At 56.3% G+C, this 14,812-nt stretch carries 6 protein-coding genes; 2 read left to right on the plus strand and 4 right to left on the minus strand.

Translation table 11 applies throughout. From position 1 onward, the window contains the following. Positions 1 to 11 precede the first annotated feature (11 nt). Positions 12 to 1,469, plus strand: coding sequence for a protoporphyrinogen oxidase (gene hemG, locus CEE69_RS16875; RefSeq protein ID WP_099261779.1), 1,458 nt, complete (start codon positions 12 to 14; stop codon positions 1,467 to 1,469). Between the two features lie 236 nt (positions 1,470 to 1,705). After that, complete coding sequence (locus tag CEE69_RS33515; RefSeq protein ID WP_261341352.1) at positions 1,706 to 2,191, plus strand: RNA recognition motif domain-containing protein; 486 nt, start codon at positions 1,706 to 1,708, stop codon at positions 2,189 to 2,191. Positions 2,192 to 2,325: 134 nt separating this feature from the next. Here CEE69_RS33515 and CEE69_RS16885 read toward each other — a convergent pair whose 3' ends face one another. The 4 genes from CEE69_RS16885 to CEE69_RS16900 are packed head-to-tail and all read right to left on the minus strand — an operon-like array spanning position 2,326 to position 14,425. Then, entirely contained in the window at positions 2,326 to 3,606 is a 1,281-nt protein-coding gene (locus tag CEE69_RS16885) for a hypothetical protein (RefSeq protein WP_099261781.1), read from the minus strand. 57 nt (positions 3,607 to 3,663) lie between these two features. Beyond that, positions 3,664 to 4,437, minus strand: coding sequence for an SDR family oxidoreductase (locus CEE69_RS16890; protein ID WP_099261782.1), 774 nt, complete (start codon positions 4,435 to 4,437; stop codon positions 3,664 to 3,666). A 16-nt stretch (positions 4,438 to 4,453) separates the two neighbouring features. Then, positions 4,454 to 5,614, minus strand: a complete 1,161-nt coding sequence (locus CEE69_RS16895; protein ID WP_099261783.1) for an aromatic ring-hydroxylating oxygenase subunit alpha — start codon at positions 5,612 to 5,614, stop codon at positions 4,454 to 4,456. A gap of 3 nt (positions 5,615 to 5,617) precedes the next feature. Further along, positions 5,618 to 14,425 carry a type I polyketide synthase gene (locus CEE69_RS16900; protein WP_099261784.1) on the minus strand — a complete coding sequence of 2,936 codons (8,808 nt, stop codon included), beginning with the start codon at positions 14,423 to 14,425 and terminating at the stop codon, positions 5,618 to 5,620. Positions 14,426 to 14,812 lie beyond the last annotated feature (387 nt).

Below are 14,812 nucleotides of genomic sequence, written 5' to 3' on the forward strand. Positions count from 1 at the left end.
CCATTGAATTGATGAATGTTGCGATCATCGGCGGCGGACTGTCTGGACTGTCCACCGCCGCTCACCTTCTCTTGTTGTCGAAAAAGCAGAACAAGCCTCTTCCCAACATCACTCTCTTTGAAGCCGCCGATCGACTCGGGGGCGTGATTCACACGGAGACGTTGACGGACAACTCGGGTCGCACCTTCGTGGTTGATCACGGTGCCGACATGTTCGCCACCGCTCCATCGGCCGCCATCGATCTGTGCGAGCAACTTGGAGTCGCGGATCAATTGCTGCGTCCCAACCCGCTCGGTCGCGGTGCCATGATCGCTCGAGGGAACAAGCTGATCCCGATCCCAGAAGGTTTTGTGTTGATGCGTCCAACCAAACTCGGTTCGATGCTGACGACGCCTCTGCTAAGTCTCTCGGGCAAACTTCGATTGCTTCGAGAACGCTTCGTTCCACGTCGAGCCGACAGCGTGACCGACGAGAGCGTTGGATCGTTCGTGCGTCGGCGATTGGGGAACGAGTGCCTGAACAACATCGTCGCTCCCTTGGTCGCGGGCATCTACACGGCCGATGTCGATCGCCTCAGCATGGCAGCGACGATGAAACCGATCTGGGATATGGAGACCAACGACGGGTCGCTCGCCAAAGCAACTCTGCGACGCATCCGAACCGGCGAAGACTCCACGGAACAAGCCAGCAGTGGCGCTCGCTACGAAAAGTTTCGTGCGTTTCCAAATGGGATGAAGCAATGGATGGATATGCTCGCCGATTTCGTCGGGCGTGAAAACATTCGCTTGAACACGGCTGTTCGCTCAATCGTCCCGCGCCCGAACCATCGTTATCAACTGAACATCGAAACCGAATGCAGCGATCAGTCTTCCCAAGAGTTTGATCAAGTCGTCGTTTCAACACCCGCGCACGTCGCAGCGAATCTCTTGCAATCGCTCAGTGAAGAAGCGGCCTCCACGCTTCGCTCGATTTCATTCGCATCCACCGCGATTGTGGTGATGGCTGTTCGCAGGGATTGCATCTCACGTCTGCCAGCAACATTTGGTTTTGTCGTGCCGCCAAAGGAAAACCGACGCGTGCTAGCAGGTAGTTTCGCCAGCACCAAGTTTCCCCAGCGTGCTCCCGATGATCACGTGATTGTGCGAGCGTTTGTTGGCGGTGTGTTGCAACCGGAGATCCTCGACCGCAGCGATAGTGAGATCACCGATGTCGTCCGCACCGAACTGGGTGACCTCATCGGACTGGATCAGACTCAACCACTCGAGGACATCACCGCCCTCGTTCGAGTCGTGCGTTGGAACGAGGCGATGCCCCAGTATGAGGTTGGTCACTTGGACAAAGTCCAACGGATTCAAGCCGCGATCGATTCACTCGAGGGGCTGCACCTGAACACAAACGCACTGGGTGGCGTGGGGATCGCACCGGTGATTGCGGCGTCGGAACGGACCGCGGAACGCATCTTGAAGTGAAGCTAGGCCTTCGCTTTAACAGTGAAATGGCACACATAGGCTAAAGCAACGACCCCCACAAAACCGCGTCCCCAGGCGTCTCAAACGCTCTCGGATTGTTTCGTGAATTCCGAGGGAGGGGCAAAAAGATGGGATTGACTGGGGTATCGGGATGGTTCACGCTGCGCAGTCAGTTGAGCACCACATTTGGGTTGGTTGGTTTGTTTTGGAAGCGTTTTCCAGTGAAACGAGCCCGAATGCGAGAGGCATCTTGCCTCGTTGGTGACGGTTTGCAGGGTATCAGATTAGTGACGAACATTTATGTCGGGAACCTCTCGTTCAAGGCCACCGAGGAAGAACTCCGTGGCGCGTTCGAACAGTATGGCGAAGTGTCAGCTGTGAACATCATCATGGATCGAGAGACAGGACGTAGTCGCGGATTTGCCTTCGTCGAAATGGCGGATGCCGAAGGTGCTAAGGATGCGATCGAAAACCTGAACGGCCACGAAATCGATGGCCGTAGCGTGACAGTCAATGAAGCTCGTCCACGTGAGCCACGCAGTGGCGGTGGAGGAGGAGGAGGCTACGGCGGCGGACGCGGCCGTGGTGGCGGCGGCGGTGGTTACGGCGGTGGCGGTGGCAACCGCGGCGGTGGCTATGGTGGCGGCGGTGGCTATGGTGGCGGCGGTGGTGGATACGGCGGCGGAGGCGGTGGCGGCTACGGTGGCCGTGGCGATCGCTAAACCCGATACGATTCACGAATGACATTCAATGAACGGAAGCCAGTCTGATACCAGATTGGCTTCCGTTTTTTGTGTCCACGCTGCAAGCACGCACGCAACGATGAGCGCCATTCGAAACGGCCTCAACCAACTGATCAGTCGTCCAGTCCGGTCATCATTGGGCGTTTGGACGGCGTCAAGATTGCGTCGTCACGCGAAACTTCTTCACGCATGGCTCGCAAGCGTTCGTACTTTCGACGAGCCGCCTCAGCCACTTCCGCGTCCTCGTACTTTGGTGAGGTATCAATCGGGGACTGCATCGAGAGCTTGCCGAACTCATCCAAAATCTCGGTCAGGCTCATCCCGGTGCGTTCGCTGGTTCCTCGCGTTAGCCGAGTGATCATTTCCATCGAAAGAATGCCTGCCGAACGGAAGTGAATCTTGGTCACGACGGGCTCCGCCGGGTACATGCCCATCAAGATCATCTTGTCAAAACGAACCTCGGACGAGATCGTCGGAAGCGGCGAGTTGACCGCCTCATTCCCCAGATCCAAACGGTGCAAACTGGCCCGCTCATCGCTGGTGATGTAGACCTCAATGTTGAAGTCCTCCGCCGTTGAATCTTGTGGCAAATGCAACAGCATCAATTCCAACGCCTGACGACCTCCATCTGCCACACCTGAAATGGTGTCATCACTCTTTTCGAAAGCAAACATCAACGCCAGAGTCCGTCCCAGCAAGACACCGGAATCCTCTGACGTGCCAACAATCCCGAGCGTGCGAAATCGGCTGACTGCCACATTGATCATCGGCTCCGGTTCGATGGTGTAACCGGGACGCTCGATTTCAAAGAAAGCTGCCGTGCAGTCGGTGCCAAAGTAGACACGTTTGTCTTCGTCGTAATACAGCTTGGGCTGGACCGACAAACGATGGTCTTCAAAGTACTGGTCGACTTGCTGACGAGTGACGGCGGGCAACTTCTGACGGCCCTGAGTTGCCATCTCCAAACCGATTGTGATGGCTGACAAACGTCCCAGCTCGCCGTGCTGGCCAGAGCGAGCCATCGACAGCGGTGCCGATACCGTTGCCCCCGGTGCAACCAAGCGGCAAGCATTGCCTTTCGCCATCGAGTAGGCACGTGTCCAATCACGTTCCGAATCAGGCAATGACTTCAACACGGTGATCTCATCACGCCTCGGTGCGGACCCGATCTTTCCAACGCGAAGAGTGAGTTCGCCACGCGCCTCGTTGTCGGACTTGGAAGCAAACGACGGCTGCGCGAAACTACCTAGGCTTAGCTCGGGTGCATTCGGGTCACGTTCCTTGTTCGCGGTAGGTTGTTCTGCCGTGGACTTCACCACCTGCCACACAACCATTCCAGCCAACAGTACCACGAGCACAATTGTCGCTCGTCGAAGAATCAGTGGGTCAATCATCGGACTCCCAATCGCCTAAATCATCTGTCATGAAAACTTGCCTGGCCAACCTTCGCATCACACGCGAATGCTGACTCCACCATCGATCACGAGCGTTTGCCCTTGAATCAGATCACTTCCGTCGCCGCATAGAAACGCCACCACGGACGAGACATCTTGTTCGCAAAGTCGCCGTTTGCCGACCATCATTCGTTCGCTTGCCGCCTCAATCAGGCCTTCGGAACCAGGCATGCTGGCGATGGCATCGGTGGCAATGATTCCGGGCAACACACAGTTGAAGTTGATGCCTCGGTCACCATACTCGAGCGCCAGATGACGCACCAAGGCTTCGAGTGCCGCCTTCGAGGCACCAATCGCTCCGTAGTGAGGCACCGCCCAGTTCGAACCGTGACTGCTGACGGCGACCAACTTTCCGTGCGCGTCGCCTTCCGCCAAATATTTCCATGCCGCTTGAGCAAGCCAAACCACGGGCGCCGAATTGCTACGAAGGACCGCCTCGAAATTGACGGGCGTCAGATCATTCAGATCGCGAAAACCGCCGGCCGCCGCGTTGCTGACAACGATGTCCAACCCGCCCCATTTCTGAGCGACGCTCTCGACCATGGCTTCCACGTCTTCCTTGGACGAAACATCGGCTCGCACCAACATCACTGTTCCGCCGGAATTTGATATCTCGGTGGCAACCTGGACCGCTTGTTCTTCCGACTTCAGAAAGTTGATCGCGACCGAAGCACCTCGAGCGGCCAACTCCAACGCGATCGCACGACCGATCCCACGACTTGCGCCGGTGACCAAAGCTCGTTTGCCTTTCAAGTCCGCTGATGGTTTCATGTCTGTCCCCGATCCCTCATTCATGGTGATCTTCCAACGTAGCTTCTTTTGACGACACGCGTTCTGAATTCATCAGGCTGCTCCAGTGCACATGAAAGGCATGTAGTCTCTCTTCACAGCGTCCAAAAATTCGCCCGGTTTGCTGACTCGTGTCATCGAGACAAGCTGAATTCATTCCTGCCTGAACGAGCGGAAAAATGGCCGCGTCTTCATCTAACACTTTCCGAGCCATCGACGCCGCACTGCGTCCCAATCCGCTCGCGACCCGGCCCGCGATGATGCCCGAACGTTTGGGGCGGCGGGTGAATCCAAAAACGGTGATCTTGCTCTTCGATGTTCCGGTGGGCGTGATCTGATAGACCAAACTCATGGTGTCCGTGAACGACGCCATGATATTTGGGAACACATGAACATGCTGATAGTGAGGCCCGAATTCTCCGACCAACCATCGCATCACACGTTCTTCCATCCGAGCAAGAAACGAATCGTCACGGGCATCCGTCCGAAATCGAGTTCCCCAAGAAAGCAATTCGTGCGTGCTCTCGTTCTCACCCGGATCGTTGCCAAATGTCTGCGAGTGGACTTCGCTGAGATGGTAGCTTTCCAGCGAACCTTCAATCGGGATCTTCCAATCGCACGAGTATTCCAGTTCCTCATGAAGAACCTGCTGCCACAACTTCGCGTCCGTTTTCGCGGCGAAGTCACCGACCCAATCATCGTCTCCCGGCGTGGTCGCTTCGCCCGCCAGATTCACGAAAACCAACTGACCAACCACTTGCACTGGATAGCGATTCAAGCGGTAGCGTTCTCGATCGAAGTGCGGAAAATTTTTCGCGGCCGGAATCTTTCGAGTGCGACCGTCTCCGCCGTACTGCCATCCGTGATAGGGGCATTTCAAATCCTTTGCATGCCCGCCACCTTCCGTCACCAGCTGACACTGACGATGAGCGCAAACGTTTCGCAGCGCGACCAACTCGCCGTCGTGGTTGCGAACGATCAGTGGAACTCCCAACCGGTCCATCGCTTGGTAGTCGCCGGGCTTGGATAGCCCCGTTGTCGTCGTGACCAATTGCCAACCGGCCCGCCCCAGCGCAGCCGCCTCGCGTCGATGAATCGTCGAATCGGTGTACCAATTCGACGGCAGCAAAGCCGGCTGAGAAGTCGTCGCGTGATACATGCGCTAGCGGAGCCAACCGATTTGGTAGCCGCTGATTCGCAGAATCATTTCCTGATTCTGGCCGACTAGAACGGCTGACATCAATCCGCCATCGGCGTCGCCCGCTGACCGGGACGATGACTCGCCTTCCCACTGCACGTGAACTTTCAATGGCTCACCGGGATCAGGCAAACGCCCAATTTCGATTGACTCAAACGAGATCGGCAAACTTGGTCGACCCGAAACATGGTAAGCAAGCATACCCGCCGCATACAAAACCGCATCCATCGTGGCGGGTGACAATACCCAACCCAACAACGGACGAGCCTCACCTGCCAAATGAGCTGGACTGGGAGCGACGATGGTCCCGACCGCACTTGGATGTTTTCCCAAACCATCGCAGGACGATCCCGCGTTGACGTTCGCAAATCCAATCGACCGCAAACACTGCAGCGATGGCCCATGGTAAATCGGAGCCGTCTCGTCGGCGTACCGCACCGCAGTCTCCGCGACTTCCGTATCACCAACGGCTATAACGGGAACGCTGTCATCCCCTAGCTCGATCATTGCCGAGAAATGAGGGCGTTGAGCTTGAACCAAACGACCGTCGCGTCGACGGAGGTCGCTGACCAAAGACCACCGAGTAAGCTCCGATGGATCTCGCAACAGTTCGACGGCAAGCGAATCATCGCCCATGAACTTCAGTGGCATCGTTGCCGATACGTTTCGACAACGGACTACCTTCTGATCGGTTCCGAAGCGAGCCGCCTCGGCCAACATTTCGATCGCCATCACGAATGGCAGTGTGGGACGGCCGTTGACGAGGTGATGTTTCAAAAACAAATCGCGTTCGGGATCAAGCGTTACCGCAAACGAATCCTGCGATGTCGCGATCAACCGTTCTGCTGGGTTGATCATCGGGGAGGGCCCCGGCAACGAATTCCCGACTCGCGATGACTCGGCGGGAAAGAATTTGCGGACGTAGCGACGGTCCGTGATCAGCACCTCGGCCTCATCACCACCATGTTCGACTTCGTTCAGGAAATGCTGCAGCCCTTCTTCGGCAGGCATGAATTCCATGCCGATCATGTCGAGTGCCAATTTCGCTTCGGGTTTGGTCGCCATCCCAACGTCGCCCCAAGCGTGCCAGTGAAAAGTCAGGCAGCGTGTTTCAGGGCGTTGCTGACGCAATCGGCCGATCAACTTCGCGAGCATATCATTCGCTGCGGAGTAGTCCGTGTGACCGTTGGCGCCGAAGCGTCCGCTGATCGAACCGTATCCAATGAAATACTCCAAAGGATCGGCTTGCGTCGCGGATGCCAAAGCAATCGTGCCATCCACCTTGGCGGAAAAACACTGGGCAACCTTGTCCGGACGCTTGCGATCGAACCGAGCATCTTGTCCGGAACCAGCGCCTTGAATCACACCATGGATCGCTCCATCCATGCTTCGGATCTTCGCGACGACATTTTCAACCGCATTAGAATCCGAAACGTTGACGCTGTGATATGTGGCTTCAATGGATCGCTCACGACACGCTTGCAACGTCAGATCGATCTCGATGGCCTTCTCGAGTTGCCGCCAAGTCTTGACCGGGTTGCCACCTTCTTTTTGAATTTTTCCCATCATGACACGGCGCAAATCCGCTCGATCTCGCCGGGCATGTTCTCGCATCGAAGGATCGATTTCTGGCACCGGGGCCATGCCCAACAAGTGCAGTTTCAACCCGTGACGCTCGGCCAATGCTATCGCCGTCATCGCCGTGATCCCGCGGCCACCACCGGCGACGATCCAAGTACCGCCACGAGTGATTTGGTTGGCTGGTGAAGCCAAGTCGAGTGGACGGTATTGAGCTACCGTGGCCAATCGTTGCTCACCGGCAACAGCGACTTCTTCGTCGTAAGAAGGAACCGCCAATTCGCGAAAGACACCATCGACCAACTGATCAGGCGATGCACCATCAATCTGATCGACAACCAACATCGGTGTGTCTCGGAAACCACGCATCCAAGCCTCGATCAACATGGCTTTGGTCAATCCGGCCAAACCGCCTGACTCGGCCGAGCGACCTTGGATCTGCTCCGAGGTTTGAACCGATTCGGACATCGCATCGAAACCAAAGCCGCCACCTAATTTCAAAGTGGTGACCAGCGAAGCCTCGGCCATTCGGCCTTCATCGATCGTTTGTTGCATCCAACGCTGACAAACGCGATAAGGAATCGCGAGTGCATCGGAATGTCGTCGTTTCCAACTCGCGGTGTCCAATGCTGACCAGCAGGCCGCATCGTCGTGCGGTGTGGCCAAGAAAAGATGCGGCGTCGCATCGATTGACCAAATGCGATCCAGTTCGGAATCCAGATCCGACAACGTTAACTGAGCTGCGATGCGATGGACGGGAACTCCAGCCATTCGACATCGATTTTCCAATGCGTCCGCGACCGGATTGGTGCCCAGTATCAGTGCAGCCCCGTTGAGGCGTGGCATCACAGGCATCCCGTCGCGACGCGACGCGGACTTCATCCGCATGACAAAGCGATGAGTTCCCGTCGCAGGAGCCTGAGTCGTCGCTTTAACTGAGCCGGGACTGGGATTCAGCGAGGCGTTTTTTTTTTCGTCCGCCGGCTGATCAATCTGATCCATCACAAAAGCGTGAATGGACGAGAGAGTTGGAAAATCAGAAAGCTTCAAATTCGACTCGCGAAGCGACTGCAACTCGTATTGCTGCTCCAGTTCGCCGAGCAATTGCGCTCGCTTGATGCTATCGATACCAAGTTCGCCTTCAAGATCGGCGTCCATGTCGATGATATCTTCGTCATACCCAGTTTGATCGACGACCAAATCAATCATCAAACGACGCAAAGATTCCGAAGTGGCAGTCGCGTCCTCGTCGCTATCGGGCGAGCAAGGGACGTCTTTCCCACAAGCATTTTCTACCGCAGAAACGGACTCGACTTCATCGCAACTCGCTGGATCACCGACCAATTGCAAGATGTCATTGAGCGAAGCGAACTGAGCCAATCGCATCGATTGCGTGTCGACTTCCAAATTGCCCCACTGAACAATCTCGCCGATCAATTGAGCCTTTTTGATACTATCGACGCCCAATTCGGCTTCTAGATCCGCGTCGAATTCGATCACTTCTGGATCGTATCCAGTTAGATCGACCACCAGATCGAACAGAAACGATCGGGCCGATCGGACACGGTCATGCAGATTCGCTTCGGATGCCAAATCGGCCGCTTCGGTAACAACCGCTACCGGCTGAATCAGATCTGCCGCAGCATTGCCGTTCTGCAGGCCATTCAGATGAGCCGTTCCATTGCCATTGATTGGTGGAACCGTCGGGGGGGTTTGATCCGAGGCAGTTGCCGCTGCCTGCAAGGTTGGCTTGAAATGGTCCTGCGGCTCGTCTTGCAACGTCTCCTGTTGTCGTCGACTTCGACGAGTCACATCGACCACTTCAAAAGCTGGTCGATCAGACTCAACCGTTCTTGGCTCTTCAGCGCCGGACTTCGTTGGTGTCGCAATCGCATTTCCAGCAACAGCCGAATCACGTGATGCGTCAACTGATTGGCCAAGTGATTCATAAGCCAAGTCGATCAGTTGTCGCTGACGAGATGGATCGCGACCGCGGTCATCGGCAGAGAGGCAAAGCACATGCGGAGCGACGGTCGCGCTGGCCAAACGTGTCAGCACGTTGTTCGGCCCGACTTCAACGAGCAACTCGCAACCGTCGTGAACCAAACGTTCGGTTGCACCACTGAAGCACACGGGACGCGTCAACTGCGTGACCAAGTTGTCAACGATGTCAGACGGCTCGGCCAAGTAACGATTCGAAACCGCCGACAAGAAAGCAAACCGTGGCGGACGTGCGTTCTGGCCCGTGAACCGAGCTCGCAACATCTCTTGAGCCGGCATCATCTCAGGCGTATGGAACGCGGCCGGCACAGGAATCACAACGGACGCCATCCCGCACGCAGCAAGCTGCTTTTTCGCGATGGCCATCTGATCGGGGGAACCCGCGATCACAGTTTGTTGAGGCGAGTTGTGGTGCGAAATGGTGTAACGAACATCGGATCCTTGCAGGGCGGCATCCACGGCCGAAGGTGCTCCGCGAACGGACAGCAATTCACCGCGTTCTCGCGTGGTCATCACCACGCTATCACTTCGCGATTTGGCAAACTCGATTGCTTGTCGACTGGAAACGACACCGGCACACCAGGCCGCGGTGCACTCACCAAAGCTGTGGCCGAGCACAACATCAGGACGCAATCCGCGACGCATCAACGAATCGGCAAACATTGACCCGACCGCCAACACCCAAGCCTGGGTCCACCAAACATCTCGACCAAGTTGTGAATCTGGATCATGCAAACGATCCGATACCGATGGCAATCCGAGTGACTTCAGGTCCTGATCGAACCCGTTTAAAAATGCTCGGCTGGCTGCGGAGTCATCGGTGTCCAACCATGTCGGAACGGCCGAGTACTGGGACCCTTGCCCCGGAAACAGCCAACCAACGCGTGGATTCGCAAACTCGCTTGCACGATCATTCGGTAGCCAAACCCAACCATCTTGTTTCGCGAGAACGCCGGAAACGTTTTGTCGAACCGGGCCGGATAGTGCCGCCGATGCCGCAGCCGACATCTCAGTGTTGTCACTGCCCAACAACACCGCTCGACATGACATCACCGACGAGGACGTGAACGACGAGACGAGACTTTCGCTGGCTGACTTCCCAGCGGCAATCTCAGTGAGCGCGGTCTGCAAAGCTTCCAACGATGCACACTGAAGACGAACAACGAGCGTTCTCGACGAGTCGTTGTTGGACTCATTCACCAAGGCCTCGGAACGAGACCGTTTCGGCGCAGAGGAAGTCGGCAGCGGTGTGGAAGCAAGGGAGGTCGAAATCAAAGCGGACTCGCCGGAAGACAAAGTGGACGACTCGTAGTTCATCTGGGGGGCGACACTATAATTGACACGATATCCGTCGTCGGCAACTTCACCGATCGAGATTGAAACGTTGGAAGAATCCTTGCCGCTGAACGCGGGCGACAAAGTTGCCGCTATTGCGCGAACGATGCCCTGACCGCCACCCAAATGCCCGATTTTGCCAACCAACTTTTGTGAAGAAATAAATCCAGGCACTTCGGAAAGACGAGCCGATTCAGCGCGAGCCGCCTCGACATCCCCCGCGAACGCCTCGGTCGGCTTGGACATCACACCCAAGATCGTTCGTCCTTGAGCCTTCGCATCGGACAATCGCTGCAGCGTCAGAACAGCGACACCTTCTCCCGGAATGATTTGTGATCCATCAGCAGGCAAGTCTTCTGGTTGGCCGGATGGCAAAAGCTGGTTCTTGTGAGAAAGCTGTTCGAAAGCGACCAGGTCCATGCCTCTTTGAGTCACCCCGCATAAAGCCAGATCGATCGCACCGGAATGCAACTGCTCCATCGCTGTGATCAATGCCAAACCACCGGAAGCTTCATCGGCATCGACAGCGAACGCTCCGCCCATCAAGTCAAACGTTCGGGCAATTCGCGACGCAAGCGTGCTGGCCGTGAACCCGCCCGTTTCATCGAGAAGAGCTCCATACTTCGCAAGTGCGAGTTTGCGTAGCTCTTCGGCAGCAGACTCGGTTTTCGAATCATCCAAACCGATCGAAGCCAACGCGTGACCCAAGTGCTGAGCAATCTCAGGCAACCGCAAACCAATTTGCAACTCGTTGCTGAACTGACCGCCAAAGATCGTTCCCACGACCACGCCAACTCGCTCACGATCAATCGACCACTTTCCGCCATCAAACTCATCCATCGCTTGGCGAACCGCCTCGATCAACATCAACTGAGCGGGGTTGGCATTAGCCACCATTTTCGGCGGAATGCGATAAGACTGCGCGTCGAATTTGAAATCTCGAACGTAACCACCGCGACAATGAAGCGTCGTGTAGCTCGATCGATTCGAATTCAACCCCATCCAAGATCCACTCTTCGGATCCACGACCCAGCGGCCTTCCGGTGGATCACTGATCGCGGATCGTCCGCCTTGCAGCAGTTCCTGAAACTCTTGAAGTGTTCCCGCACCCGGCAACACCACACCTCGCCCGACAATCGCGATCGGTTCTTCGCTTCGCTTCTTCTGCGTAGTGAAAGGACGAGCGGAAGCCTTCTCTTCGATCACAGCGTGTGCATTCAATCCACCGATGCCAAACGCATTGACGGCGGCGACGCGACCACTGGAAGACGTTCGTTGTTGCCACGGTTCAACACGGTCCACGATTCGAACTGGTGAATCGCTCCAGTCGTGACGTTCGGTCGGAATCGCGAAATTGATCGACGGAGGTATCTGGCCACGACGCATCGCCAGCAAACACTTCACCACCCCGACCAAACCGGCTGCTTCCAACAAGTGCCCCAGATTGCTTTTGACGCTTCCAATCGGCAGAGCACCTTGCGTGCTTGGAGTGTTTCGCAACAGCGAAGTCAAACTCTCCAGTTCAGTCGCGTCACCGACCTGCGTGCTGGTCGCGTGACACTCCAAGTAATCTATGTTGAGCGGATCAGAATTCACCGCGCGCCGCATGGCCGTCTGCTGACCTTCGCTTCGCGGAGCCCAAAGGCCTTTCCCCTTTCCATCCGAAGCAACGCCAACACCTCGCAAGGTCGCCAAGACAGGAAGCCCACTGGCTTCCGCGACGCTTCGCCGTGCGACCACCACCGCGACGTAGCCTTCACTGCTGATCAACCCGCTCGCGCGGTTGTCGAATGGATAAGATCCGGTTTCGCTGCACGCACCTGACTGCGAGAACAACGCCAAGTTGTCAACGTTGTTGAACGTTGCACCGCCAACGACCGCCAAATCCAATCGATTCGCATCGATCGCCGAGGCTGCATGCTGGAGCGCCAAAAGCGAAGACGAACAAGCCGCATCGATGACCTCGCGGCGGCCTTCGAACCCCATCAATCGAGCGGCCAACGACGCTGCCGAATAGGCGTTGAACGCTGGTGAATGCCCTGGCTCGTACCGCGGCCGATCGCGACGAATCGCGGAGGAAACGGATGCTTTGATTTGCTCTCGTGAACCGCAATCAATGTGCTGCATCGACGGTACTTGGTCCACCAATTCCATCGCGGTGTCGGCCATCGTCGCCATCGCGAGCGGCCCACCCAGTTCAGTTCCACCACTGTGTCCCACGAAAACGCCAGCACGTACGGGATCGACCGACAACGCACGACTGGACTCGCCATGCATCGCCGAAGACGACGACAAACTACCGACTCCGCTTGCCGTTTTCAGTGCCGCCACCGCGACCTGAGCAAACTGGCGGTGGGTCAAATCAAAGTCGCCGAGCGACTGAATGTCTCGCTCTACCGTGGCATCCAGTGGTGCGGGTGAGACACATCCACCGAGCTGTGTATAGGTTTTACCTGGAACGCCATGCTGCTTCGCAAAATACAGTTCTCTATTCAACCGATCTTCTGGCATCGGTGCAATCACCGAGCGACCTTCGAACAGCATGCTTTCAAATGCTCGCGCACTATCAACGCCGCCCGGCAGACGAACTTCGAAACCGCAAATCACACAGTCATCGGGATCGCCATTTTGCTGGGCTGACACTGGCTGAGTTTTGGTTTGCTGTGTCGATGATGGTTGCTTCGCCACCTTGGGTGCCCTCGCCGGAACCGCCGACCAGTTGCCAATCATCTGCAGCAACTTATCCCTGCCGATCTCGGGCGTATCATCCAAATGGGTTGTCGCGATCACATCGTCAATGTTCGCTCGATCGAACACTGGATCGTCACGAAAATACGGCAAGAACGTTTTCACGAACGGATCCGCCATCTGATCCAACTCTTCACGCTGAGTGGAACCTCCACTAGCAGTTTGCTGATCAAGTTGCCTCGGTCGCTTCAACCGCCCCGGCTTTCGCGTCTCCAGCCATTTCGTCGTGGCGGAATGAAACGCGGCGTCCAGCGATTTGATGGCGGTGCCATCACGGGTCGTCAGATGATACGTCCGGCCGTGCAATCGTGGTGTGCTCATCACCTTGCAAATCGCTCGAGCGATCCAGTCGACGTCGACAATGTTCTTTCGTTCGCTTCCGGAAAAGCCCAAGTCATGGAACCACTGACCATCTTCCGGCAAGCCAAATCTCGACGCCAACATCTGGTACATCGAGAATGCACCATAGATTGTTCGATCGCCTGAGACGGGCGACAGTCCCGTCCGGTCAATCACAATCGATGGACGATAAACGGTCAGGTTCGACCCACCAAACGCTTCTCGAACAATGCCTTCCGCGATCAGCTTGCTTCGTTCGTAGTCGTTTGCAAACGACTGGCCCGTGTCGCCTTCGGATTCCTTCACACGTCCCGAACGCGTGCCGCAAACATAGGCGGTGGAGACATGATGCAACTGCGTGATCCCAACTGCGTTGCAGAACGCCACGACCTCGCGGGTTCCGTCAACGTTGGTTCGATAAGGTTCGTTATCGCCCGCTGGATCGGCGGGCAAGAAACTCAGGCTCGCCGCACTATGCAGCATTCGATCACAGTTGGCCCTCACCCACTGGATCGACTCCTCCGACAATCCCAATCGGCGCTGGTTCAAGTCGCCTTCTAAAACTCTGGGCCGCGGCAGCGACACTTGCCACGCTTGTTCGAATCGCTCCAGGATTTGGTCAATGCGTTGTTCAGCCGTTTGCTTCCCTTTGCCTCGGACCAGGACCGCGCATTCGATTCGCGCCCTCAACAACTCAGCAACCACGTAAGAGCCAAGCATTCCGCTGGCTCCCGTGATCAAGGGCATTCGTCGGTAGGGCGAGTGGGACATGATGTGAACAGGGCTACGTCGAAACGCCCCTCAAGTGGCAGAAGTACAAATGTTTCGTATCGCCCAAGTTTATTCACAGAATCCTCAGTGCAAATGTTGTGACACAAAAAGATGGCGTTGGCGCGATGCTCAAACCGTAAGATCCGAGTCAAAACGATCACGCTGCCTGTGCGGATCATCTCGATTGACCGGACGGCCTCCTGAGCACGCGTGTTCTATCGATAAAGCCCGCCAAAACTTCTTCGCTTCGGTTCAGCTGGTTGCCGCCGCGTCTCATTCGCCTCAACTGTCCACTCCATCGGACCGCGAATTTACCGTGAAAACCGCGTTTCTGATTTGGCGATACCACCTATTCTGACTAGGTTGATTGAGACGCGTGGAGGCGGC

Origin of the sequence: Rhodopirellula bahusiensis (assembly GCF_002727185.1) — a bacterium.
Classification (GTDB): Bacteria; Planctomycetota; Planctomycetia; order Pirellulales; family Pirellulaceae; genus Rhodopirellula; species Rhodopirellula bahusiensis.